Below are 24,979 nucleotides of genomic sequence, written 5' to 3' on the forward strand. Positions count from 1 at the left end.
CGGCAGGGTAGCGTCGGACCTGCCATGGACCTTGCCTACATTCCCAGCCCGTCGACCGGCGTGATCCACCTCGGACCGATCCCGCTGCGCGGCTATGCCTTCTGCATCATCATCGGTGTCTTCGTCGCCGTCTGGCTCGGCAACAAGCGCTGGATCGCCCGGGGCGGCACCGCCGGCACCGTGGCCGACATCGCCGTCTGGGCGGTGCCCTTCGGCCTCGTCGGCGGCCGGCTCTACCACGTGATCACCGACTACCAGCTGTACTTCAGCGAGGGTGAGAACTGGGTCGACGCCTTCAAGATCTGGCAGGGCGGCCTCGGCATCTGGGGCGCCATCGCGCTCGGTGCCGTCGGCGCCTGGATCGGCTGCCGCCGCCGCGGGATCTCGCTCCCGGCGTACGCGGACGCCATCGCGCCCGGCATCGCCTTCGCCCAGGCCATCGGCCGCTGGGGCAACTGGTTCAACCAGGAGCTCTACGGCAAGCCGACCGACGTGCCGTGGGCGCTGAAGATCACCGAGGGCCCCAACCGCGAGGCCGGCCTCTACCACCCGACCTTCCTCTACGAGTCGCTGTGGAACGTCGCCGTCGGCTTCCTCGTCATCTGGGCCGACCGCCGTTTCAAGCTGGGCCACGGCCGGGCCTTCGCCCTGTACGTCGCCGCGTACTGCTCCGGGCGCGTCTGGACCGAGTACCTGCGCATCGACGAGGCGCACCACATCCTCGGCCTGCGCCTCAACGTCTGGACCGCGATCATCGTCGGTGTGCTCGCCGTCGTGTACATGATCATCTCGGCGAAGGTGCGCCCGGGCCGCGAGGAGATCGTGGAGCCGCGCAAGGCCACCGCCGAGGGTGAGCCCGGTGAGGCCGCCGAGTCCGCCGAGGGCAAGACGGAGGACAAGGCCGCCGACTCGGCAGAGTCGTCGGGATCGTCGAAGGCGTCGAAGGTGTCGGAGGCGTCGGAGTCCGTGGAGGACGAGGCGCCGAAGGACGGGAAGCCCGCCGAGGACGACAGCGCCGGCGAGGGCAAGGACGACGGCGAGGACGAGGCCAAGGAGAAGGACGGCGCCGGGAACGGCGCCGGCGCGAGCGGTCGCTGACGCCGCGCCCGCGCGACACACGGCGGAGGCCCGCCGGGACCACTGGTCCCGGCGGGCCTTGGCCGTTTCGCGGTGCGGTCAGTCCCGGCGCGCGGCCAGGGCCAGGACGCGGCGGGCGCGCCTGACGACGGCGGCGTCCACGAAGCGGCCGTCGGGCAGGGCGAGGGCGCCCGCCTCGGTCTCGGCGGCCTTGACGACCTCCTCGGCCGCCGCGATCTCGTCGGGGGTGGGCAGGTAGGCCCGCTCGATGACCGGCAGCTGCCGGGGGTGGATCGCGGCCCGGCCCAGGAAGCCCATGGCCCGGCCCCGGGCACAGCCCGCGGCCAGCGCGTCGAGGTCGTGGACGTCCGGGTGCACGGACTGGACCGGGGGAGGGAGCGCGGCCGCGCGGGCCGCGAGCACGACCCGGCCGCGCGGCCAGTCGAGCCCGCGGTCCTCCCGGACGCCGAGGTCGGCGGCGAGATCGGCCTCGCCGAGCGCGATGCCGTGGACCGAGGGGTGGGCGGTGGCGATGGCGAAGGCGTGCTCCACGGCCAGCGCGTTCTCCAGGAGCGGGTAGAGCGGGAGGCCCGCGGAGAGCTCGACGATCCGGGCGATGTCAGTGGCGTGTGTCACCTTGGGGACACGGAGAGCGACGAGTCCGGGGAGGGAGACGAGGGATGGGATGTCACGGGGTGCGTGGACACGGACATGGACCGGCACGGGCTGGGGGTCGGCGAGCAGTTCGACGGTGGCGGCCAGGGCGTAGGCCCGGCGGTCCGGGGCCACCGAGTCCTCCAGGTCGACGATGACGACGTCGGCGCCGGAGGCGAGCGCGCGCCGCACCACGGCGGGCCGGTCGCCCGGGGCGTACAGCCAGGTGAGGGGGACGGGCCGCTGGTCCGGCCGGCCCGTACGGCTCGTGGGGCTGTGGTCCATCCGGCTCATACGGCTCCTTGGGCGCGCAGGGTGTCGATCTCGGCGTCGGTCAGGCCGAGTTCGGTGAGGAGTTCGGTGGTGTCGGCGCCGTGCGGCCGGCCGGTCCAGCGGATCGCGCCGGGTGTCCCGGAGAGCCGGAAGAGGACGTTCTGCATGCGGATCGGGCCGAGTTCGGGGTCCGGGACCTCGGTGACGGTGCCGAGGGCCCGGAACTGCGGGTCGGCGAGGACGTCCCGGACGTCGTAGACGGGTGCGATGGCCGCCTCCGCCTTCTCGAAGGCGACCAGGGCCTCGTCGCGGGTGTGCCGGGCGATCCAGGAGCCGACGGCCTCGTCGAGCACGTCGGCGTGCGCGGCCCGGCCGGTGCCGTCGGCGAACCAGGGCTCGTCGATCAGCTCCGGCCGGCCGACCAGCCGCAGCACCCGCTCGGCGATCGACTGGGCGGAGGTGGAGACGGCGACCCAGGAGCCGTCCGCGGTCCGGTAGGTGTTGCGCGGGGCGTTGTTGCGGGAGCGGTTGCCGGTGCGCGGCTGGACGTAGCCGAGCTGGTCGTACCAGAGGGGGTGGGGTCCGATGACGGAGAGCATCGGTTCGATGATGGCCATGTCGACGACCTGGCCGTGGCCGGTGGTGTGCCTCGCGGTGAGCGCGGTCATCACGGCGTACGCGGTGGCGAGCGCCGCGACGGAGTCGGCGAGACCGAACGGCGGCAGGGTCGGCGGGCCGTCCGGGTCGCCGGTGATCGCGGCGAAGCCGCTCATCGCCTCGGCGAGGGTGCCGAAGCCGGGCCGGCGGGCGTACGGTCCGAACTGGCCGAAGCCGGTGACCCGGGCCAGCACGAGACGCGGGTTGACGGCCGACAGCTCCTCCCAGCCGAGCCCCCAGCGCTCCAGGGTGCCGGGCCGGAAGTTCTCCACGACCACGTCCGCGCCGGCGGCCAGCCGCAGCAGTGTGTCGCGGCCGCCCGGCGTCGACAGGTCCAGGGTCATGGTCCGCTTGTTGCGGCCGAGGACCTTCCACCACAGTCCGACGCCGTCCTTGGCGGGGCCGTGGCCGCGCGACGGATCGGGCTTGCGCGGATGCTCGATCTTGACCACGTCCGCGCCGAAGTCGCCGAGCATCATCGCGGCGAGCGGGCCCGCGAAGAGGGTGGCGAGGTCGAGGACCCGCAGCCCGTGCAGGGGAGGAGCGGGGGCCCCGGTGCCGGTGTCCGTGCTCATACGGGGTCGGCCTCCAGGTCTCCCGCGGAGCCGAGGGCGGCCTCGATCTCGGTGCGGTACGGCATCGAGGTGGACGCCCCCGCGCGCTGCACCGACAGCGCCGCGGCGGCCGACGCCCAGGCCAGCGCCCGCGGCATCGGCCTGCCCTCGGCGACCGCCACGGCCAGCGCGCCCACGAAGGTGTCACCCGCGGCGGTGGTGTCCACGGCCGTCACCCGGGGCGCGGGCACGGCCAGCGGCTCCCGGCCGCGCGCCAGATGCAGACAGCCGGCCGCGCCCAGGGTCACCACCACCTCCGGCACGGCGTCGAGCAGGGCGAGGGCGGCGGCCCGTGGGTCGGCGAGCCCGGTGAGCGCGGTGGCCTCGTGCTCGTTGGGGACCAGCAGATCGGTGACGGCGAGCAGTTCGGGCGGCAGCGGCCGCTCCGGGACCGGGGCCGGCGTGAGGACGGTGCGCACGCCGCGCTCGCGGGCGTGGCGGGCGCCCTCGACGACGGCGGAGAGGGGGAGTTCGAGCTGGAGCAGCAGGGCGTCGGCGGTCGCGATCAGCGCCTCGTCGCCGTGGTCGAGGGAGGTGACGGTGCCGTTCGCGCCGGGGACGACGACGATCGCGTTGCCGCCCTCGTCGTCCACGACGATGTGCGCGGTGCCCGACGGGCCCTCGACCGTGCGCAGCAGATCCGTGTCGACGCCGCTGTGCTCCAGGGCGGCCCGCAGCCGGGAGCCGAAGTCGTCGGCGCCCACCGCGCCGATCATCGACACCTCCGCGCCCGCCCGCGCGGCGGCCACCGCCTGGTTGGCGCCCTTGCCTCCGGGCACGGTGCGGAACGCGCGGCCGGTGACCGTCTCACCGCGGGCGGGGGCCCTGGCCACGTAGGCCACGAGGTCCATGTTCGTGCTGCCGAGCACGACGATGCCGGGCGGGCCGCTCGGGCCGGTCGGACGGGTGGGGCTGGTCATGGGCGTACTGCCTCCGAGTGCGTCAGTGCGGCCAGGGTGTCGAAGCCGATGCCGTCGAAGGACGGCACCGAGGTCGAGAGCCGGTTCTTGAGAGGGGAGGTCCAGCGCTCGGGCAGCCGGTCGGGGTGCCCGGCCAGCAGCCCGGCGACCGAACCGGCGGTGGCGCCGTTGGAGTCGGTGTCCCAGCCGCCGGAGACCGCCGCGCAGATCGAGCGCGTGTAGTCGCCGTCGGCGTGGGTGAGCGCGGCGGCGAGCAGAGCGGCGTTGGGGACGACATGGACCCAGTGATACCCGCCGAGTTCGGCGTGGAGGCGGTCGACGACGGCGTCGAAGTCGCGGTCCGCGCGAGCGGCGGCGATGCCGAGGCGGACGGCGCCCGCCAGCCGGGACCGCGGCGGCACGACCGCGAGCCCCGCCGCCAGCGCCCGGTGCACGTCCGCCGTTCCGCTCGCGGCCTCCGCGAGGGCGGCCGCGACGAACATCGCGCCGTACACCCCGTTCCCGGTGTGCGTGAGCACCGCGTCCCGGTACGCCTGCCGCGCCGCCCCCGCCGGGTCCCCCGGGTGCGTCCAGCCGTGCACGTCCGCCCTGATCAGCGCCCCGATCCACTCCCGGAAGGGGTTGCGGCGGGTCGCGGTGTGCGGGGGTTCGACGCCGTCGAGGAGGTTGCGGTAGGCGACCCGCTCGGCGGTGAACGCCCGCCCCGCGGGCAGCTCGTCCAGCCAGAGGCGGGCGACGTCGGCGGTGGTGAAGGCGCGGCCGTGGCGCCGGAGCAGGAGCAGGTTGAGCAGCGGGTAGTCGAGGTCGTCGTCCTCGGGCATCCCGTCGATGTTCTCGGCGAGGGAGGTGCCGGCGGAGCGCCGGTTCCACGGGTGGGCGGCGAGGAGACGCGGGTCCACGCCGCGGGCCGTGAACCAGTGCGCGAGCGGCCAGTTGCCGGCGGCGCGGGCGAGGGCGCGCAGGGCGGCGAGAGGCAGCTTCTCGACCGGCTTGCCGAGCAGACAGCCGGCGGCGCGCCCGAGCCAGGCGGCGTGCAGCCGGTCGAGCAGGGCGCCGGATTCCCCCACACCGGCGTCCCCGAGGGCTTCGCCCGGGAGGCGGCCGGCTGTTGCGGCGGGGCCCCGCGGCCAGTCGGGGCAGGCGGCGGTGATCGCCGTCAGGTCGTTCGGTTCCTGACGGGCGCGGGGGCGGGGGAGTGCGGCCAGGGCGTCCAGGATCTCCTCTGCCAGGGGGCGCAGCTCGGGGCGGGGCGTGGGGGAGGCGCCGGCGGCGGGCGGGGCCGGGGGGCCGCCGGCGGCTTGCCAGCGGGCGGCGAGTGCGCGGGCGTCGCGGCCGTCCTCGGCGGCCTGGCGGAGTTCGTGGCCGACCAGGTCCTCGGGCTGGACCCAGGTGAGACGGACCGAACGGCCCGGCGCTCCGCCGCCGTTGCCGGACGGCGCGGCCCCGTCCTCGGCGCCCGACGGGCGGCGCACCCGGTCGCCGGCGGTGCCGTCCGCCGCTCGGCGTGACGCGGCCTTCATCCCGCCGCGCCCGTCAGCGTCGCGTACGCCGACTCGTGCGCGCGGCGGCGGGCCGCGTCACGGGCGAAGACCTCCCGGGTGACGGCGGCGAGCACGGCGGACGGGGCGTGGAGGTCGAGGCGGCTGGCCTCGGCGACCCGCTCGGCCCAGTCGGGCGGCACGGCGGACTCGCCGTGCAGGGCGCCCGCGAGCGCGCCGGCCATCGTGGCGATGGAGTCGCAGTCGCGGCCGTAGTTCACCGCGCCCAGGACCGTACGGCGGTAGTCGCCCGCGCCGACGAGCAGCATGCCGAGGGCGATCGGCAGCTCCTCGACGGCGTGCACGCGGGAGGGGCGGCGGGCATCGAGGGAGGGGGCGCGGTAGTCGGGGCCGACGGAGTCGAAGGGAGCGACCGCCGCGCGCAGCGGCGCGAGCGCCGTCTCGAAGTCGCCGTGTTTCTCGGCGACTTCGGCGACCGCCTCGATCGCGTCCCGGGTGCCGTCCTTGGCCAGGGCGAGGGCCGCCTCGACGACCGAGCGCGGGGTCGCGTCCGGCGCGCAGGCCGCCGCCACGGCCGCCGCGAAGACACCCGCCGCCTCGCGCCCGTACGAGGACTGGTGGGCGCCCGTGATGTCGAGGGCCTCGGCGTAGGCGGCGGACGGGTGGGCGGCGTTGACGAGGCCGACGGGCGCCATGTACATCGCGGCCCCGCAGTTGACGATGTTCCCGGTGCCGGCCTCGCGCGGGTCGGCGTGGCCGTAGTGGAGCCGGGTGACGATCCACTTCTCGGCGAGGAAGACCCGTTGCAGCGGCAGCGCCTCGGCCTCCAGCTCGGGGATCCAGACCGCGCGGCCCATGAGTTCGGGGACGAGGTGCTCGGCGACGGCGTACGCGTCGAGGTGGTCGCGCACCTTCTCGTACACCCGGATCAGCGCGTGCGTCATCAGGGTGTCGTCGGTGACGTGTCCGTCGCCCTTGTGGTACGGGGCGATGGGGCGGGCGGTGCGCCAGGCGTCGCCGTTCCACGGGCCCACGATGCCGGTGACGCGGCCGCCGTGGCGTTCCAGGATCTGCTCGGGCGTGTAGCCCTCGACCGGGCCGCCGAGGGCGTCGCCCACGGCGGCCCCGATCAGGCTGCCGGCGATCCGGTCATCCAGCAGGGGCATGAGGGGTGTCATGTCGGAATTGTCCACCCGGGGCGGCCGGTTCCGTGGCTGCGAGGAGACCGGCGAGTTCGACCAGGTCGGTGCCCGCGAGCCGGGGCAGCGCGCAGCCCGCGAGCGTCCGGCACGCCTCCCGCCAGGTCGCCGGCACCGCCGCACCGCCGCCGAGCGCCCCGGTGAGCGCGCCCGCGAGCGCCGGGGCCGAGTCGGCGACCCGGGACAGACAGGCCGCGGCGGGCACGGCGGCGGCGAGGTCGCCGCGGGCGGCGAGGGTCAGCGCGAGGGCGACGGGGACCGTCTCGGCGGCGGCGATGCCGTAGCTGTAGACGTGGTCCACGATCTGGTGCTCCAGGAGCGGGACCAGCTCGAAGGCTGTGGCGGCGGTTCGGGCCAGCTTGACCGCGTGGCGGCCGTTGCGGCCGATCTCGGTCGCGGGCGGCAGCTGGCCCAGGGCCGCCTCCACCGCCTCGCCGGGGCCGGCCCCGCCGATGGCGGCCGCGGTCGCCGCCGCCATCGCGCGGGCGCCGTGGACGCCGTCGCCGTCCTGGGTGAACCGGGCGTCGAACTCGGCGAGTCCGGCTGCCGCGACCGGGTCCCCGGGATGCACCAGGGCGAGCACGGCGGCGCGGACACAGGCGGCGTCGTCGAAGTAGTGCGGGTTGTCGTGGCCGGTGGCGGGCGGGCGCAGCCCGGCGGCCAGGTTGCCGAGTCCGGCCCGGACCGAGATCCGGGCGCGCAGCGGCAGGACGGCCGACTCCACCTCGGGCGCGCGGTCCGACGCGGCGCCGACCTGGCTCGCGAGCGAGTTCCAGGCGAGGTCGACGGCGGCGCGCAGGCGGCGTTCGGGCGCGAGGGCGCGGAACAGGGGCCCCGGGCCGGCGGCGGCGAGCACCGCCTCGGCGGTGAACACCGCCCACTCGGCGTCGTCCGAGGGGCCGAGCCGCAGCGGCTCGGGCGGCTGGTTGAGGGCGATCGGGACCGGGAGCGTCGTGGTCGCGTTCTCCTCGGCGAAGGTGTCGAGCTCACGGGTGAGCCGCCGGGTCCACTCGGGCATCCGCGCGGCCCGGTGCCGTGCCGCGGGCCAGCCCGCCGCGTCGCCCGCGGCGAGGCCGAGCAGCAGCCCCTCGATCCTGTCGCGGCGGTCGACCGCGCGAGGAGCGGCGCCGGGTACGGGGGCGCGGCGGGCGCGTCGTACCGGCGGAGGGGCGAGACGGCCTCCCGCACCGGGCCCGCCACCGCCGCCGGCAGGTGTCGCGGTGCCGCCCCCGGCCCGGTCCGCCGCCCGCGCGCCCCCGCCGTACCGGCCGCGCCCGGCGGTGAGACGCGCGACGGGAGCGGAGACCTCCACCGCCTGCGGTCCGCCGCCACCGCCCGCGCCCCCACCGCGGGCGCGGGTCTCCGACGCCTCCGGGTAGCCGGCACCGCTCGCGGCGGCCGCGCTGCCCACGTGCTCGCCGCGGGCGCGGGTCTCGATCGCGCCGGGTTCGCCCGCGCCGCTCGCGGCTGCCTTGCTCCCGGCGTGCCCCGCCCCGCCCGGGCCGCTCGCGGCTGCCTCGCTCCCGGCGTACCCCGTGCCGCCTGCGCCGCTCGCGCTCTCGCCGTGCCCCGGGCCGCCCGCGCTGCCGTCGTGCCCCGGGCCGCTCGCGCTGCCGCCGTGTTCTGCGCCGCCCTGGTCGCCCGCGCCGTTCGCGGTGGCCGCGCTCGCGCCGTGCCCCGCGCCGCCCGGTTCGCCTGCGCCGCCCACGCCCCCTGCGCCGCTCGCGGCTGCCTTGCTCCCGCCGTGCCCCGCGCCGCCCACGCCCCCTGCGCCGCTCGCGGCTGCCTTGCTCCCGCCGTGCCCCGGGCCGCCCACGCCCCCTGCGCCGCTCGCGGCTGCCTTGCTCCCGCCGTGCCCCGCGCCGCCCACGTCCCCCACGCCGCTCGCGGCGGCCGCGCTCCCGCCGTGCCCCGCGTCACCCGCGCCGGCCGGGGCGCCCGCTCCGCTCGCCGCCGCCACGCTCCCCCCGCGCCCCTCGCGGTCAGCGGTCCGTTCCGTCTCCTCCGGCGTCGTCAGGTCCGCGCTCATCGGTCCTCCTCCTGCGGGCTCAGCAGGTCCGCGATGTCCAGCACGTGGTAGCCCCTCATCGACGGCAGACAGCTGCCGCGTACGGGGCCGATCGCCGACGCCCACTCCGCCGGGATCGCCGCGTCGCCGCCCAGCGCGCCGGCCAGGGCGCCCGCCAGCGCCGCCGTCGTGTCGGCGTCGCGGCCCATGTTGACGGCGGTGAGGACGGCGGTGCGGAAGTCGCCGCGGGCGGCGGCGAAGGCGCCGAAGGCGAGGGCGACGGCTTCGGGGGCGAGGTCGGTCCAGGGGTAGCCGCCGATGACGACGGCGGAGCGGACGGCGCGTTCGCGTTCGAGCGGGTCGGGGACGAAGGGGCGGGCGGCGACGACGGCGCGGCGCATGGAGCGGGCGGTCCAGGAGTCCATGGGGACGACGGAGAGCGCGGCGGCGATGACCGAGGTGACGGACGCGCCGCCCATCGCCGCGGCCACTCCCGCCGCGACGGCCTGGCCGCCGTAGATGCCCTCGCCCTCATGGCTGACGGTGCCGTCGATGGCGACGAGCCGGGCCGCCTCGGCGGGCCGGCCGGCGGCGAAGACGCCGAAGGGGGCGGCGCGCATGGCGAGGCCGTCGCTCCAGGCGTGCCGGTGCTGGGCGGAGATGGGCGCGGCGAGACCGCGGCGGAGGTTCTCCAGGGTGCCGCGTTCGGAGAAGCCGGCGCCACGGAAGGGACCCTCGTCGAGGTCGGCGATCCAGTGGTGCCAGGCCCGTTCGACGTGGGCGACGGTGAGGGCGGAGCCGTGCCGGGCGAGCAGCAGGCCGGAGAAGACGGCGTACTCGGTGTCGTCGGTGCCCGCCGGGCGGTCCGTCACGAAGCCCTCGATGCGGCCCCAGCGGGCCCGGATCTGCGAGGGGCGCAGGTTCTCGGCGGGCGCGCCGAGCGCGTCGCCGACCGCGAGCCCGAGCAGTGCGCCCCGCGCCCGCCCGCGTACCTCGCACGCCGTCGTACCGGCCATGTCAGTCCCCTTCCGCGCTGCTCCCATCTGTGCCACGCGTCCCTCCCGGACGCTCACGGAAACGTTTCTGTCACCCGGGTGACGGCACGTCAGGCAGTCGCGGGGTGGGCTCGGGCGGGCGCTCTGACGTCGGGTAAGGCAGCCCTCAGACAGGGTCGCCTCAGTTAGACGAGCCTTACTAAGTACGGCCTACCTTGCTGGCGCGCCCCTTACATCGGGCGTATTTTCGATGACGTCAGGAGGGGGCGGGCACGCCGAACCCGCAGGAAAGACAGGGGAGAAGCATGTCCATCATCGAGGCCGTCGCGCCGCTCCACGAGGCTCACCGCGACAACCACACCCACCGCGACGTCAACGGCGGCTGGCTGCGCCCCGCCGTCTTCGGCGCGATGGACGGACTCGTCTCCAACCTGGCGCTCATGACCGGTGTCGCCGGCGGCGCGGTCTCCTCGCAGACCATCGTCATCACCGGCCTCGCGGGCCTCGCCGCCGGCGCCTTCTCGATGGCCGCCGGCGAGTACACCTCGGTCGCCTCGCAGCGCGAGCTGGTCCAGGCCGAACTCGACGTCGAGCGGCGCCAGTTGCGCAAGCACCCGGTCGACGAGATGGAGGAGCTGGCCGCGCTCTACGTCTCCCGTGGCGTCGAGCCCGCGCTCGCACGCGAAGTCGCCATGCAGCTGTCCCGCGACCCGGAGCAGGCACTGGAGATCCACGCCCGCGAGGAGCTGGGCATCGACCCCGACGACCTGCCGTCGCCGACGGTCGCCGCGGTGTCCTCGTTCGGCTCGTTCGCGCTCGGCGCACTGCTCCCCCTGCTGCCGTACCTGCTCGGTGCCACCGCCCTCTGGCCGGCCCTGCTGCTCGCGCTCCTCGGGCTCTTCGCCTGCGGCGCGCTGGTGGCCCGGGTGACCGCCCGCAGCTGGTGGTTCAGCGGGCTGCGCCAGCTCGTCCTCGGCGGCGCGGCCGCGGCCGTCACGTACGGGCTCGGCATGCTCTTCGGAGCGGCCCTGTAGCCCGAACGGCCGCACCCGCCCCGCACCCACCGCCCGCACGGAAACCCTGCGACCCGCACGCAGGAGTCACGACCCGCGCAGCGGGGACACGGGCCCTCATGCGAGGGACACGACCCGCACGGAAAGCCCGCGACCTGCGCAGAAGGGCCCCCGGACCTCCGGGGGCCCTTCGTCGTACGCCCATGCGGGTGGCGGTCGCGGCCAGTCCTCGCCGCTGTGACGTATCTCCCTGGGCGGATTCGGTGATCCGGTGGGACACTATGCGGGTCGCCACATAACTAGCCGGTTACCCGGCGGTTTCGAACGCCCGACCACCGGGCATGAGGCACAAGCGCCGCGGGCAAAGAAGCCCGCCCTGCGACGGATCGGCCGGACACCGGCCACCACCCCCGGAATCCCTGATCCGTCCCCCCGCGGAAACGCCGTAGTTTCCGCGTCTCATAGCTGGACCCACAGCTGAACCAAGGTTGCGTCACGCCACCACCGCCCGTATCGGCGGTGTCCGCATGCTGGAATGAGCTATCCACTTCGCGAGAAGCCAGCCATCATGTAACCTGCACGAAATTTCGCGGAGGGCCAACGTCGTCCCTCGGCTATTGCATATGCCACGACGACGACGGGAGAGCCGATGCGTTCCGACGCCTGGTCGCCCATGGACGGTCGCCCCGCCCCGCAGGGGATGTACGACCCCCGTAACGAACACGACGCCTGTGGTGTCGGGTTCGTGGCCACCCTCACCGGTGTAGCCAGCCACGAGCTGGTCGAGCAGGCGCTGACCGTACTGCGCAATCTCGAGCACCGCGGCGCCACCGGCTCCGAGCCCGACTCCGGAGACGGTGCCGGCATCCTGCTCCAGGTCCCGGACGCCTTCCTCCGCGAGGTCGCCGGATTCGAGCTCCCCGCCGCCGGCTCGTACGCCGTCGGCATCGCCTTCCTCCCCGCCGACGGCTCCGCACAGGCCGTCTCGCGGATCGAGACGATCGCGTCCGAGGAAGGTCTGGACGTCCTCGGCTGGCGCGAGGTCCCCGTCGCCCCCGAGCTGCTCGGCGCCTCCGCCCGCTCCACCATGCCGGTCTTCCGCCAGCTCTTCGTGGCCGACGGCGACAACAGCGGCATCCAGCTCGACCGCAAGGCCTTCGTCCTGCGCAAGCGCGCCGAGCGCGAGGCCGGCACGTACTTCCCGTCGCTGTCCGCCCGCACCCTCGTCTACAAGGGCATGCTGACCACCGGCCAGCTGGAGCCCTTCTTCCCGGACCTGTCGGACCGCCGCTGCGCCACCGCAGTGGCCCTGGTCCACTCCCGGTTCTCCACCAACACCTTCCCGAGCTGGCCGCTCGCCCACCCGTACCGCTTCGTCGCCCACAACGGCGAGATCAACACGGTCAAGGGCAACCGCAACTGGATGACCGCCCGCGAGGCCCAGCTCGCCGGCGAGGTCTTCGGCACCGGCGCCGACGGCCGGGGCATCGAGCGGATCTTCCCGGTCTGCACCCCGGACGCCTCCGACTCCGCCTCCTTCGACGAGGTCCTGGAGCTGCTCCACCTCGGCGGCCGCTCGCTGCCGCACGCGGTCCTGATGATGGTCCCCGAGGCGTGGGAGAACCACGACTCCATGGACCCGGCCCGCCGCGCCTTCTACCAGTACCACTCCACCCTGATGGAGCCCTGGGACGGACCGGCCTGCGTCACCTTCACCGACGGCACCCAGGTCGGCGCGGTCCTCGACCGCAACGGTCTGCGCCCCGGCCGCTACTGGGTCACCGACGAGGGCCTCGTCGTGCTCTCCTCCGAGGTCGGCGTCCTCGACATCGACCCCGCCAGGGTCGTCCGCAAGGGCCGCCTGCAGCCCGGCAAGATGTTCCTCGTCGACACCGCCGAGCACCGCATCATCGAGGACGACGAGATCAAGGCCGCCCTCGCCGCCGAGCAGCCGTACGCGGAGTGGCTCGAAACCGGCGAGATCGAGCTCTCCGACCTCCCCGAGCGCGAGCACATCGTGCACACCCACGCCTCGGTCACCCGCCGCCAGCAGACCTTCGGCTACACCGAGGAAGAGCTCCGCGTCATCCTCGCCCCGATGGCCCGCACCGGCGCCGAGCCGATCGGCTCCATGGGCACGGACTCGCCGATCGCCGCCCTGTCCGAGCGCCCCCGGCTGCTCTTCGACTACTTCACCCAGCTGTTCGCGCAGGTCACCAACCCGCCGCTGGACGCCATCCGCGAGGAGCTCGTCACCTCGCTCCGGTCCTCCCTCGGCCCCGGCAGCAACCTGCTCGACCCGACCGCGGCCTCCTGTCGCAGCGTCACGCTGCCCTTCCCGGTCATCGACAACGACGAGCTGGCCAAGCTCATCCACATCAACGCCGACGGCGACATGCCCGGCATGAAGGCCGCCACGCTCTCCGGCCTCTACCGGGTCTCCGGCGGCGGCGAGGCGCTCGCCGCCCGCATCGAGGAGATCTGCGCCGAGGCCGACACGGCGATCGAGGGCGGCGCGCACCTGCTCGTCCTCTCCGACCGGCACTCCGACGCCGAGCACGCGCCGATCCCGTCGCTGCTGCTCACCGCGGCCGTCCACCACCACCTCATCCGCACCAAGCAGCGCACCAAGGTGGGCCTGCTGGTCGAGGCCGGAGACGTCCGCGAGGTCCACCACGTGGCGCTCCTCATCGGCTACGGCGCCGCCGCGGTCAACCCGTACCTGGCCATGGAGTCCGTCGAGGACCTGGTCCGCGCCGGCACCTTCATCGAGGGCCTGGAGCCCGAGCAGGCCATCCGCAACCTGATCTACGCCCTCGGCAAGGGCGTCCTCAAGGTCATGTCCAAGATGGGCATCTCCACCGTCGCCTCCTACCGCGGCGCCCAGGTCTTCGAGGCCGTCGGCCTCGACACCGCCTTCGTCGAGAAGTACTTCAACGGCACCGCCACCAAGATCGGCGGCGCCGGCCTCGACGTCGTCGCCAAGGAGGTCGCCGCCCGGCACGCCAAGGCGTACCCGGTCACCGGCATCGCCGCGGCGCACCGCGCCCTGGAGATCGGCGGCGAGTACCAGTGGCGCCGCGAGGGCGAGCCGCACCTCTTCGACCCCGAGACCGTCTTCCGCCTGCAGCACGCCACGCGCTCCAAGCGGTACGACATCTTCAAGAAGTACACCGACCGGGTGAACGAGCAGTCCGAGCGCCTCATGACGCTCCGCGGCCTGTTCGGCTTCGCCGCCGAAGGCCGCACCCCGATCTCCGTCGACGAGGTCGAGCCGGTCTCCGAGATCGTCAAGCGCTTCTCCACCGGCGCCATGTCGTACGGCTCCATCTCCCGCGAGGCCCACGAGACCCTCGCCATCGCCATGAACCAGCTGGGCGGCAAGTCCAACACCGGCGAGGGCGGCGAGGACCCGGACCGCCTCCACGACCCGGCGCGCCGCTCCGCGATCAAGCAGGTCGCCTCCGGCCGCTTCGGCGTCACCTCCGAGTACCTGGTCAACGCCGACGACATCCAGATCAAGATGGCCCAGGGCGCCAAGCCCGGCGAGGGCGGCCAGCTGCCCGGCCACAAGGTCTACCCGTGGGTCGCCAAGACCCGGCACTCGACGCCCGGCGTCGGCCTGATCTCCCCGCCGCCGCACCACGACATCTACTCCATCGAGGACCTGGCCCAGCTGATCCACGACCTCAAGAACGCCAACCCGGCGGCACGCATCCACGTGAAGCTGGTGTCGGAGGTCGGTGTCGGCACGGTCGCGGCCGGTGTGTCGAAGGCCCACGCGGACGTCGTGCTCATCTCCGGCCACGACGGCGGAACGGGCGCCTCGCCGCTCACCTCGCTCAAGCACGCCGGCGGGCCCTGGGAGCTCGGCCTCGCCGAGACCCAGCAGACGCTGCTGCTCAACGGCCTGCGCGACCGCATCGTCGTGCAGACCGACGGCCAGCTCAAGACCGGCCGTGACGTCGTCATCGCCGCGCTGCTCGGCGCCGAGGAGTTCGGCTTCGCGACCGCGCCGCTCGTCGTCTCCGGCTGCGTCATGATGCGCGTCTGCCACCTGGACACCTGCCCGGTCGGCATCGCCACCCAGAACCCGGTCCTGCGCGACCGCTTCTCCGGCAAGGCCGAGTACGTCGTCAACTTCTTCGAGTTCATCGCCCAGGAAGTGCGCGAGATCCTCGCCGAGCTGGGCTTCCGCTCCGTCGAGGAGGCCGTCGGCCACGCCGAGCTGCTCGACACCAGCCGCGCCGTGTCGCACTGGAAGGCGCAGGGCCTGGACCTCCAGCCGCTGTTCCACGTGCCCGAGCTGCCCGCCGGCGCGGTCCGCCACGCCCTGGTCGAGCAGGACCACGGCCTGGAGAAGGCCCTCGACAACGAGCTCATCGAGCTCGCCGCCGAGGCCCTGAACGCGGCCTCCGCCGAGGAGGCCCAGCCGGTCCGCGCGCAGGTCCCGATCCGGAACATCAACCGGACCGTCGGCACCATGCTCGGCCACCACGTGACCAAGCGCTTCGGCGGCGCGGGCCTGCCCGCCGACACCGTCGACATCACCTTCACCGGCTCCGCCGGCCAGTCCTTCGGCGCCTTCCTGCCGGCCGGTGTCACGCTCCGCCTGGAGGGCGACGCCAACGACTACGTCGGCAAGGGCCTCTCCGGCGGCCGTGTGATCGTCCGCCCGGACCGGGGCGCCGAGCACCTGGCCGAGTACTCCACCATCGCGGGCAACACCATCGCGTACGGGGCCACCGGCGGCGAGCTGTTCCTGCGCGGCCGCACCGGCGAGCGCTTCTGCGTCCGCAACTCCGGCGCGCTGGTCGTCTCGGAGGGCGTGGGCGACCACGGCTGCGAGTACATGACCGGCGGCCAGGCGGTCGTCCTCGGCGAGACCGGCCGCAACTTCGCGGCCGGCATGTCCGGCGGCGTCGCCTACGTGATCGACCTCGACCGGGACAACGTCAACTCCGGCAACCTGGGCGCGGTCGAGCCCCTCTCGGACTCCGACAGGACGTGGCTGCACGACGTCGTGCGCCGCCACTTCGAGGAGACCGGCTCCACGGTCGCCGAGAAGCTGCTCGCCGACTGGGACGCGGCCGCGGCCCGCTTCAGCAAGATCATCCCCACCACGTACAAGGCAGTGCTCGCCGCCAAGGACGCCGCTGAGCTCGCCGGTCTCTCCGAGGCCGAGACCACCGAGAAGATGATGGAGGCGGCGACCCATGGCTGACCCCAAGGGCTTCCTGACCACCGGCCGCGAGGTCGCCAAGACCCGGCCGGTGAGCGAGCGCGTCAAGGACTGGAACGAGGTCTACGTCCCCGGTTCCCTGCTGCCGGTCATCAGCAAGCAGGCCGGCCGCTGCATGGACTGCGGCATCCCGTTCTGCCACAACGGCTGTCCGCTGGGCAACCTCATCCCCGAGTGGAACGACTACGCCTACCGCGAGGACTGGTCGGCGGCGTCGGAGCGGCTGCACGCGACCAACAACTTCCCGGAGTTCACCGGCCGCCTGTGCCCGGCTCCGTGCGAGGCGGCCTGCGTGCTCGGCATCAACCAGCCGGCCGTCACCATCAAGAACGTCGAGGTCTCGATCATCGACAAGGCGTGGGACGGCGGCGACGTCCGGCCGCAGGCGCCCGAGCGCCTCTCCGGCAAGACCGTCGCCGTCATCGGCTCGGGCCCGGCGGGTCTCGCCGCCGCCCAGCAGCTGACCCGGGCCGGCCACACCGTGGTCGTGTACGAGCGCGCCGACCGCATCGGCGGTCTGCTGCGCTACGGCATCCCCGAGTTCAAGATGGAGAAGCGGCACATCAACCGGCGCATCGAGCAGATGCGCGCGGAGGGTACGAAGTTCCGCACCGGCATCGAGGTCGGCCGCGACATCACCGCCACCGACCTGCGCAAGCGCTTCGACGCGGTCGTCGTCGCCGCCGGTGCCACCACCGCCCGCGACCTGCCCGTGCCGGGCCGCGAGCTGGCCGGCATCCACCAGGCGATGGAGTACCTGCCGCTCGCCAACAAGGTGCAGGAGGGCGACTTCGTCACCCCGCCGCTCACCGCCGAGGGCAAGCACGTCGTCGTCATCGGCGGCGGCGACACCGGCGCCGACTGCGTCGGCACGGCACACCGGCAGGGCGCGGCCTCCGTCACCCAGCTGGAGATCATGCCGAGGCCGGGCGAGGAGCGGAACGCCGGCCAGCCCTGGCCGACCTTCCCCATGCTCTACAAGGTCACCTCGGCGCACGAGGAGGGCGGCGAGCGGGTCTACTCCGTCTCCACCACCCACTTCGAGGGCGACGAGGACGGCAACGTCCAGTTCCTCCACCTCGTCGAGGTCGAGTTCGTCGACGGCAAGCTGACCCAGAAGCCGGGCACCGAGCGCAAGATCCCCGCCCAGCTGGTCACGCTCGCGATGGGCTTCACCGGCACCGACGTGGAGAACGGCCTGGTCGCGCAATTTGGTCTAGACCTCGATGAGCGGGGTAACATCGCGCGTGACGCGGACTTCGCCACCAATGTCGATGGCGTCTTCGTCGCCGGTGACGCCGGCCGTGGCCAGTCGCTGATCGTCTGGGCCATCGCCGAGGGCCGCTCGGCCGCCCGCGGCGTCGACCGCCACCTCACGGGCGCCAGCTCCCTGCCGGCCCCGATCCGCCCGACGGACCGCTCCCTGACGGTCTGACCGGGCTCAACCAAGACGTCCCGTACAACGACGTACGGAACTGAGCGCGGCGCCTGCCCCACTGTCCCCGACCTGGACGACTGGGCAGGCGCCGCGGCGCGTGAACCGTGGCGTAAACCGGTGGTCGGGGGCGCGGGGGAGCGCGACCATGACCGGATGACGTCTCTTGTGCGACACATCACCATCGACTGTTCCGACGCCTACGCCCTGGCCTCCTTCTGGGCCCAGGTGATCGACGGCCGCGTCACCGACGAGGACAGCCCCGGCGACCCGGAGGCCCTGGTCGAGTCGGCGGGTACGGGGCTGCTCTTCGTCCAGGTCCCCGACAGGAAGTCGACGAAGAACCGCGTCCACCTCGACCTCCAGCCGCAGGACCGGACGCGGGACGAGGAGGTCGAGCGGGTGGCCGGGCTCGGTGCGACCGTCGTCGACGACCGGCGCAGGCCGGACGGCACCGGCTGGGTGGTCATGGCCGACCCGGAGGGGAACGAGTTCTGCATCGAGCGCAGCAAGGCCGAGCGGGCGCGGTAGCCCGGACGGGACCGGTCCGGTTCGCTGTGGTCCGCGGCAGTCCTGCGGCAGTCGCGCGTGCTCCGGAGTAATCCAGACAGAAGGTGTCGGGATTCCGGTGTTCCCTGGAGACATGGAGAACGACGGAACCACCCCGGCCACCGCTCGCTGGGCGGCCTTCGAGGCCGCCGAGCCCGAGCTCGCCGCCACCGTGCGCGAGCGCTTCGGCATGTACACCCACCACGCCCTCGCCACCCTCCGCAAGGACGGCTCGCCGCGGCTGAGCGGGATCGAGGCGGAGTTCCGCGAGGGCGAACTGTGGCTCGGCATGATGCCGAACTCGCTCAAGGCCCGCGACGTCCGCCGCGACCCGCGCTTCTCGCTGCTCGCCAACCCGGGTGAGGGCACGGGCATGGGCGGCGGCGACGTCCGGGTCTCCGGGCGGGCGGTCGAGGTCACGGACCCGGAGACCCTGGACTGGTACGCGAAGGAGGCCGGCGCGCCGCAGCCCTTCCACCTCTTCAAGGTGGCGCTGACGGAGGTCGTGCGGACCGCGGTGGAGGGCGAGGAGATCGTCTTCCGCGCGTGGGCGCCGGGGCGGGCGGTGCGCACCATCCGGCGGGGCAACGACGACGCGCCGCCCCGCGAGGACGCTGCCGGAGACCGGCCGTCCGGGGACGCCGGCCAGGGCCTGTCCGGCGGATCAGGGCCGGACAGGCCCTAGCGGTCGGCGAGCACCCGGGCCCGGCACCAGGACGGGTTGCCCCAGGCGTCCCGCAGGGGCCGGGCCTTGCGCAGCCAGAGCGAGAGGTCGAGCTCCTCGGTGTAGCCGACGGCGCCGTGGATCTGCAGGGCGGTGGCGGCGGCCGCGTGGGCGGCCTCGCCGGCCGTGACCTTCGCCGCCGCGAGATCACCGCTCGCGAAGGTGAGCGCCGCTCCGAACAGCAGCGGCCGGGCGAACTCCAGGCCGAGCAGCGTGTCCGCGAGCCGGTGCTTCACCGCCTGGAACGAGCCGATCGGCGCCCCGAACTGGGTGCGCTGCTTCGCGTACGCCACCGTCCGGTCGAGCAGCGCGAGCCCGAGCCCCAGCGACTGCGCCGCCGTCGCCAGCAGCGCCCACTCCCGCGCCCGCCCGGCCGCCGCCGCGACCCCGGGACCGGCCGCGAGCAGCTCCCCGCCGGCGGCGGGCCGCGCGAGCCGCCGTACCGGATCCGCCGAGATCCGCAGCCCCTCGTGCCCGGGCGCGATCCGCAGCTCGTCCCCGCGCACCGCCAGGATCACGTCGGCGGCGTCCGGATCGAGGGCGTACGGCGACACGTCCTCCAGGGCCAGCGTCGCCACCACGCCTCCCGCCACGAGCCCCGGCAGCAGCCGCTTCGCCGGCCCCGCCTCGCCGCGCCCGGCCAGCTCCGCGAGCAGCGCCGTCGCCGCGACCGTCTCCACGACCGGCCCCGGCACGGCATGGCGGCCCAACTCGACGAAGGCGTGCGCGAGTTCGACGGGCAGCGGCCCCATTCCCTCGTACGCCTCGGGCGCGGCGAGCGCGAACCCGCCCGCATCGCCGAGCCGCGCCCACAGGGCGCGCCCGGGGCCCGGATCGCCCGCGGCCCAGGCGCGCGACACCGCCGCGGTGCCGGCGGCGGTCAGCATCGCGTCCAGCGAGCGCGCGAAGTCGCGCTGTTCGTCGGTCGGCAGGAAACGCATCAGCGGCGGCCCTTCGGGAGGCCGAGCAGCCGCTCGGCGATGATGTCGCGCTGGATCTCGTTGGTGCCCGCGTAGATCGGCCCCGCGAGCGAGAAGACATGCCCCTCGGCCCACTCGGTGTCCGCCAGCTCGCCGTCCGCGCCCAGCAGGTCGAGCGCCGTCTCGTGCAGGGCGATGTCGTACGTCGACCAGAACACCTTGTTGAGGCTCGACTCGGCCCCGATCTCCCCGCCCGCCGCGAAGCGCGAGGCCCCGGCGGCGGTGAACAAGCGGTAGGCGCGCGCACCGATCACCGCGTCCGCGACCCGGTCGCGCAGCGCCGTGTCCCCCGGGTCCGCCGCGTCCCGCCACAGCCGTACGAGCCGGTCGGCGGCGGCGAGGAAGCGGCCGGGGGAGCGGAGGGTGAGCCCGCGCTCGTTGCCGGTGGTGGACATGGCGATCCGCCAGCCCTGCCCGGGCTCGCCGATGACGTCCTCGTCCGGCACGAACACCCCGTCCAGGAACAGCTCGGCGAAGGCCGGCTTGCCGTCGAGCCGCCCGATCGGCCGCACGGTCACGCCGGGCGCCCGCAGGTCGAACATCAGATACGTCAGGCCCCGGTGCGGCCGGCCCTCCGCCGCCGGGCCCGGGTCGGTGCGGAAGATGCCGAACGCCCGGTCCGCGAAGGCCGCCCGCGACGACCAGGTCTTCTGCCCCGACAGCAGCCAGCCGCCGTCCGTGCGCACCGCCCGCGAGGTGAGCGAGGCCAGGTCGGAGCCGGCCTCCGGCTCGGACCACGCCTGCGCCCAGATCGTCGCGCCGCTCGCCATGGACGGCAGGATCCGGGCCCGCTGCTCCTCGGTGCCGTGGTCGAGGAGGGTGGGGGCGAGGAGGCTGATGCCGTTCTGCGAGACCCGGCCGGGCGCGCCCGCCGCGTAGTACTCCTCCTCGAAGGCCAGCCAGCGGAAGATGTCGGCGCCCCGGCCGCCGTATCGCTCGGGCCAGGAGACCACCGACCAGCGGCCGGCGGCCAGTTCGGCCTCCCAGGCGCGGTGGGCGGCGAAGCCCTCGGCCGTCTCCAGGGACGGCAGCGGTGCGGCGGGCACATGGGCGCGCAGCCAGGCGCGGGCCTCGGCCCGGAACGCGTCCTCCTCGGCGCTGTACGACAGGTCCATCAGCGCGCCTCCTCCCTCGCGGGCTCCCCGGCCGCTTCCTCCGTCGCCGGGACGGGCGGCCACGCGTCGCGGTGGCGGGGGCGGTTCGTCGTGACGTACGCGACCGGGCCGCGCCGCTCGTACAGGACAGGGGTGCCAGCCAATGCCTCATCCTTCCCTAACAAGTGTTTGGTAGGTTACCGTGCAGCCATGAGCAGCGCCATGAGCAGCGTCGAGGAGTTCCGCGCCGAGATACGCGACTGGCTCAGGGACCGGCTGACCGGTGAGTTCGCCGGACTGAAGGGCCTGGGCGGCCCCGGTCGCGAACACGAGGCGTTCGCCGAACGGCTCGCCTGGGAACGGCACATGGCCGCCCACGGGTGGACCTGCGTCGGCTGGCCGCAGGAGTACGGCGGGCGCGGCGCGAGCATCGGGGAACAGATCGCCTTCCACGAGGAGTACGCCCTCGCCGACGCCCCCGCCCGCGTCAACCACATCGGCGAACAGCTCCTCGGCCCCACCCTGATCGACCACGGCACCGAGGAGCAGAAGGCCCGCTTCCTGCCCCCGATCCGCGCCGCCGGGGAACTGTGGTGCCAGGGCTACAGCGAACCCGGCGCCGGCTCCGACCTCGCCGCCGTGCGCACCCGGGCCGTCCGCGACGGCGACGAGTGGGTCGTGCACGGCCAGAAGACCTGGACCTCGCTCGCCCACGAGTCCCAGTGGTGCTTCGTCCTCGCCCGCACCGAGCCGCGCGCCCCCGGCGCGCGCCCGCACGCCGGGCTCTCGTACCTCCTCGTGCCGCTCGACCAGCCCGGCGTCGAGATCCGCCCCATCGTGCAGCTCACCGGCACCAGCGAGTTCAACGAGGTCTTCTTCGACGGCGCCCGCACCCCGGCCGCGCACGTCGTCGGCGCCCCGGGCGACGGCTGGCGGATCGCCATGGCCACCCTCGGCTACGAACGCGGCGTCTCCACCCTCGGCCAGCAGGTCGGCTTCCGCCGCGAGCTCGAAGCCCTCGTCGGCCTCGCCCGGGCCAGCGGCGCCGCCGCCGACCCGCTGATCCGCGACCGGCTCGTCCGCGCCTGGACCGGGCTGCGCACCATGCGCGCCAACGCCCGCTGCGGCGCCGACCCCTCCATGGCCAAGCTCTACTGGTCCCACTGGCACCGCGACCTCGGCGAACTCGCCATGGACATCCGCGGCGCCGCCGGCACCCTCGCCGCCGGGGAACCGTACGAACTCGACGACTGGCAGCGGCTGTTCCTCTTCTCCCGCGCCGACACCATCTACGCCGGGTCGAGCGAGATCCAGCGGAACATCATCGCCGAGCGGGTGCTCGGACTGCCGAAGGAGCCCCGCGCATGAGCCGCCGCACACCCCCGCCGCCCTACGTCGAAGGCCACGACCTGCTCGCCGGGCGCACCGCCGTCGTCACCGCCGCCGCCGGCGCCGGCATCGGCGGCGCCACCGCCCGCCGCCTCCTGGAGGAGGGCGCCCGGGTGCTGATCAGCGACGCCCACGCCCGCCGCCTCAAGGAGACCGAGGAGGCCCTCGCCGCCGAGTTCGGCGCCGAGAGGGTCGCCGCCCAGCCGTGCGACGTCACCGACGAGAGCCAGGTCCAGGCCCTCTACGACACGGCCGTACGGCTCCATGGCGGCCTCGACGTCCTCGTGAACAACGCGGGCCTCGGCGGCACCGCCGAGCTCGCCGACATGACCGACGAACAGTGGCACCGCGTCGTCGACGTCACCCTCAACGGCACCTTCCGCTGCACCCGCGCCGCGCTGCGCCACTTCCGCGGCACCGGCCGCACCGGGGTCGTCGTCAACAACGCGTCCGTCGTCGGCTGGCGCGCCCAGACCGGCCAGGCCCACTACGCCGCCGCCAAGGCCGGCGTCATGGCCCTCACCCGCTGCGCCGCCGTCGAGGCCGCCGCCCACGGAGTCCGCGTCAACGCCGTCGCGCCCTCCCTCGCCATGCACCCGCACCTGGTCAAGGTCACCTCCGCGGAACTCCTGGACGAGCTGACCGCGCGCGAGGCGTTCGGGCGGTACGCGGAGCCGTGGGAGGTCGCCAACGTCATCGTCTTCCTGGCCAGCGACTACTCCTCGTACATGACCGGCGAGACGGTCTCCGTCAGCAGCCAGCGCGCGTAGGACAACAATGGACGCGTGCCAACCACGAAGCCTTCCCCGAAGAGCCCGAAGACCCCGAATTCCCCGAAGACCGCGAAGACCCCCAAGACCCCGAAGAAGAAGCCCCAGGTGACCGCCTCGCCCGAGCGCCGGCGCGAGCTGCTCGACATCGCCGCCGAGGTGTTCGCCGCCCAGGGCTACAACGCCACCACCGTCCGCAAGATCGCCGACGAGGCGGGCATGCTCGCCGGCAGCCTCTACTACCACTTCGATTCGAAGGAATCGATGCTCGACGAGATCCTCTCGACCTTCCTCGACGAGCTCTGGGACGGCTACGACACCGTGCTCGCCGCCGGGCTCGGCCCCCGGGAGACCATCGAGGCCCTCGTCACCGAGTCCTTCCGGGAGATCGACCGGCACCGCGCCGCCGTCGCCATCTACCAGAAGGAGGCCCGCCACCTCGCCGACCAGCCGCGCTTCCACTACCTCGCCGACTCGCAGGTGAAGTTCGAGAAGGCGTGGCTCGGCACCCTGGAGCGCGGCGTCGGGTCCGGCGTCTTCCGCACCGACCTCGACATCCGGCTCACCTACCGCTTCGTGCGCGACACCGTCTGGGTCGCTGCGAGCTGGTACCGCCCCGGCGGCCGGCACAGCCCGGAGGAGATCGCCCGCCAGTACCTGTCCATGGTGCTCGACGGGATCGCCGTACGCACCGCACGATCAGACTGACGACTCAGGAGGCACAGCCATGGCCGAGGCATACATCGTCGACGCGGTCCGCACCCCGGTGGGCCGCCGCAAGGGCGGGCTCGGCGCCGTCCATCCGGCGGACCTCGGCGCCCATGTCCTGAAGGCCCTCGTCGCACGCACCGGCATCGACCCGGCCGCCGTCGAGGACGTGGTCTTCGGCTGCCTCGACACCGTCGGGCCGCAGGCCGGCGACATCGCCCGCACCTGCTGGCTCGCCGCCGGCCTGCCCGAGGAGGTCCCCGGCGTCACCGTCGACCGCCAGTGCGGCTCCTCCCAGCAGGCCGTGCACTTCGCCGCGCAGGGCGTGCTCTCCGGAACCCAGGACCTCGTCGTCGCGGGCGGCACCCAGAACATGACGATGATCCCGATCGCCTTCGCCTCCCGGCAGGCCGCCGAGCCGCTCGGCCTCACCCAGGGCCCGTACGCCGGCTCCGAGGGCTGGCGCGCGCGGTACGGGGACGCGCCGGTCAACCAGTTCCACGGCGCCGAGCTGATCGCCGCCAAGTGGGGCATCACCCGCCGCGACCAGGAGGAGTTCGCCCTGCGCTCGCACCAGCGGGCCCTGCGCGCCATCGACGAGGGCCGCTTCGCGCGCGAGACCGTGGCCTACGGCGACGTGACCGTCGACGAGGGCCCGCGCCGCGACACCAGCCTGGAGAAGATGGCGAACCTCCAGCCGGTCGTCGAGGGCGGCACCATCACCGCCGCCTGCTCCTCCCAGGTCTCCGACGGCGCGGCGGCGATGCTCCTCGCGAGCGAACGCGCGGTGCGCGAGCACGGGCTCACGCCCCGGGCCCGGATCCACCACCTCTCGGTGCGCGGCGAGGACCCGATCCGGATGCTGTCCGCGCCGATACCGGCGACCGCGCACGCCCTGAAGAAGACCGGCCTGACCATCGACGACATCGACCTCGTCGAGATCAACGAGGCGTTCGCCCCGGTCGTCCTCGCCTGGCTCAAGGAGACCGGCGCCGACCCGGCACGCGTCAACGTCAACGGCGGCGCCATCGCCCTCGGCCACCCGCTGGGCGCGACCGGCGTGAAGCTGATGACGACGCTGCTGCACGAACTGGAGCGCACGGGCGGCCGGTACGGGCTGCAGACGATGTGCGAGGGCGGGGGCCAGGCGAACGTGACGATCATCGAGCGACTCTGACG

General features: G+C 74.2%; 20 protein-coding genes. 10 read left to right on the top strand and 10 right to left on the bottom strand.

The annotated features are described in order from the left end of the window. The first annotated feature begins 24 nt into the window (after positions 1–24). Positions 25–1,098, top strand: a complete 1,074-nt coding sequence (gene lgt / locus ACFYU9_RS30500; RefSeq protein WP_389346853.1) for a prolipoprotein diacylglyceryl transferase — start codon at positions 25–27, stop codon at positions 1,096–1,098. 78 nt (positions 1,099–1,176) lie between these two features. On the opposite strand, the gene ACFYU9_RS30505 is transcribed toward lgt, so the two are convergent. The 7 genes from ACFYU9_RS30505 to ACFYU9_RS30535 form a co-directional block, all read right to left on the bottom strand. Then, on the bottom strand, positions 1,177–2,025 hold the full coding sequence (locus ACFYU9_RS30505) for an HpcH/HpaI aldolase/citrate lyase family protein (RefSeq protein WP_389216309.1): 849 nt from the start codon (positions 2,023–2,025) through the stop codon (positions 1,177–1,179). Next, the gene (locus ACFYU9_RS30510) at positions 2,022–3,236 is read right to left on the bottom strand and encodes a CaiB/BaiF CoA transferase family protein (RefSeq protein WP_389346855.1); all 1,215 of its coding nucleotides are present in this window, start codon (positions 3,234–3,236) and stop codon (positions 2,022–2,024) included. Before ACFYU9_RS30510 ends, ACFYU9_RS30505 begins: the two co-directional genes overlap by 4 nt. Further along, on the bottom strand, positions 3,233–4,195 hold the full coding sequence (gene rbsK, locus ACFYU9_RS30515) for a ribokinase (RefSeq protein ID WP_389346857.1): 963 nt from the start codon (positions 4,193–4,195) through the stop codon (positions 3,233–3,235). The genes ACFYU9_RS30510 and rbsK overlap by 4 nt, the downstream gene beginning before the upstream one ends. After that, entirely contained in the window at positions 4,192–5,715 is a 1,524-nt protein-coding gene (locus ACFYU9_RS30520) for an ADP-ribosylglycohydrolase family protein (protein WP_389346859.1), read from the bottom strand. The genes rbsK and ACFYU9_RS30520 overlap by 4 nt, the downstream gene beginning before the upstream one ends. Next, the gene (locus ACFYU9_RS30525) at positions 5,712–6,860 is read right to left on the bottom strand and encodes an ADP-ribosylglycohydrolase family protein (RefSeq protein ID WP_389346861.1); all 1,149 of its coding nucleotides are present in this window, start codon (positions 6,858–6,860) and stop codon (positions 5,712–5,714) included. Before ACFYU9_RS30525 ends, ACFYU9_RS30520 begins: the two co-directional genes overlap by 4 nt. Further along, positions 6,844–8,205, bottom strand: coding sequence for an ADP-ribosylglycohydrolase family protein (locus ACFYU9_RS30530; protein WP_389347060.1), 1,362 nt, complete (start codon positions 8,203–8,205; stop codon positions 6,844–6,846). Before ACFYU9_RS30530 ends, ACFYU9_RS30525 begins: the two co-directional genes overlap by 17 nt. Before the next feature lie 713 nt (positions 8,206–8,918). Continuing rightward, positions 8,919–9,917: an ADP-ribosylglycohydrolase family protein gene (locus ACFYU9_RS30535; protein WP_389216321.1), complete on the bottom strand. Its 999-nt coding sequence runs from the start codon at positions 9,915–9,917 to the stop codon at positions 8,919–8,921. Positions 9,918–10,201: 284 nt separating this feature from the next. On the opposite strand from ACFYU9_RS30535, the gene ACFYU9_RS30540 reads away from it, so the two are divergent. The 5 genes from ACFYU9_RS30540 (at position 10,202) to ACFYU9_RS30560 (ending at position 18,820) form a co-directional block, all read left to right on the top strand. Further along, a complete protein-coding gene (locus ACFYU9_RS30540) occupies positions 10,202–10,930 on the top strand; it encodes a VIT1/CCC1 transporter family protein (protein WP_389216324.1) in 729 nt (242 codons plus the stop codon). Between the two features lie 628 nt (positions 10,931–11,558). Further along, on the top strand, positions 11,559–16,133 hold the full coding sequence (gltB, locus tag ACFYU9_RS30545; RefSeq protein ID WP_389346863.1) for a glutamate synthase large subunit: 4,575 nt from the start codon (positions 11,559–11,561) through the stop codon (positions 16,131–16,133). Next, complete coding sequence (locus tag ACFYU9_RS30550; protein ID WP_389216330.1) at positions 16,126–17,586, top strand: glutamate synthase subunit beta; 1,461 nt, start codon at positions 16,126–16,128, stop codon at positions 17,584–17,586. Before gltB ends, ACFYU9_RS30550 begins: the two co-directional genes overlap by 8 nt. 156 nt (positions 17,587–17,742) lie before the next feature. Continuing rightward, a complete protein-coding gene (locus ACFYU9_RS30555; protein WP_389216333.1) occupies positions 17,743–18,117 on the top strand; it encodes a VOC family protein in 375 nt (124 codons plus the stop codon). A 112-nt stretch (positions 18,118–18,229) separates the two neighbouring features. Next, on the top strand, positions 18,230–18,820 hold the full coding sequence (locus tag ACFYU9_RS30560) for a pyridoxamine 5'-phosphate oxidase family protein (RefSeq protein WP_389346865.1): 591 nt from the start codon (positions 18,230–18,232) through the stop codon (positions 18,818–18,820). Here ACFYU9_RS30560 and ACFYU9_RS30565 read toward each other — a convergent pair. From ACFYU9_RS30565 to ACFYU9_RS30575, 3 genes are read right to left on the bottom strand one after another with little or no spacing between them, the layout of a single operon-like run. Beyond that, a complete protein-coding gene (locus ACFYU9_RS30565; RefSeq protein ID WP_389346867.1) occupies positions 18,817–19,800 on the bottom strand; it encodes an acyl-CoA dehydrogenase family protein in 984 nt (327 codons plus the stop codon). The two genes, ACFYU9_RS30560 and ACFYU9_RS30565, sit on opposite strands and share 4 nt — an antisense overlap. Next, positions 19,800–20,954 carry an acyl-CoA dehydrogenase family protein gene (locus tag ACFYU9_RS30570; protein WP_389346870.1) on the bottom strand — a complete coding sequence of 385 codons (1,155 nt, stop codon included), beginning with the start codon at positions 20,952–20,954 and terminating at the stop codon, positions 19,800–19,802. Before ACFYU9_RS30570 ends, ACFYU9_RS30565 begins: the two co-directional genes overlap by 1 nt. Then, positions 20,954–21,097 (bottom strand): hypothetical protein, encoded by a 144-nt coding sequence (locus ACFYU9_RS30575; protein ID WP_389216345.1) that lies wholly within the window; start codon positions 21,095–21,097, stop codon positions 20,954–20,956. The genes ACFYU9_RS30570 and ACFYU9_RS30575 overlap by 1 nt, the downstream gene beginning before the upstream one ends. Before the next feature lie 46 nt (positions 21,098–21,143). Between ACFYU9_RS30575 and ACFYU9_RS30580 the strand changes: the two genes are divergently transcribed. The 4 genes from ACFYU9_RS30580 (at position 21,144) to ACFYU9_RS30595 (ending at position 24,977) form a co-directional block, all read left to right on the top strand. Beyond that, positions 21,144–22,301, top strand: a complete 1,158-nt coding sequence (locus ACFYU9_RS30580) for an acyl-CoA dehydrogenase family protein (protein WP_389216348.1) — start codon at positions 21,144–21,146, stop codon at positions 22,299–22,301. After that, positions 22,298–23,092, top strand: a complete 795-nt coding sequence (locus ACFYU9_RS30585) for an SDR family oxidoreductase (protein ID WP_389216351.1) — start codon at positions 22,298–22,300, stop codon at positions 23,090–23,092. The genes ACFYU9_RS30580 and ACFYU9_RS30585 overlap by 4 nt, the downstream gene beginning before the upstream one ends. A gap of 108 nt (positions 23,093–23,200) precedes the next feature. Next, entirely contained in the window at positions 23,201–23,800 is a 600-nt protein-coding gene (locus tag ACFYU9_RS30590; protein ID WP_389216981.1) for a TetR/AcrR family transcriptional regulator, read from the top strand. A 19-nt stretch (positions 23,801–23,819) separates the two neighbouring features. Further along, positions 23,820–24,977: an acetyl-CoA C-acetyltransferase gene (locus tag ACFYU9_RS30595; protein ID WP_389216354.1), complete on the top strand. Its 1,158-nt coding sequence runs from the start codon at positions 23,820–23,822 to the stop codon at positions 24,975–24,977. The last annotated feature ends 2 nt before the right edge of the window (positions 24,978–24,979 follow it).

Source organism: Streptomyces sp. NPDC004327 (assembly GCF_042873935.1).
Classification (GTDB): Bacteria; Actinomycetota; Actinomycetes; order Streptomycetales; family Streptomycetaceae; genus Streptomyces.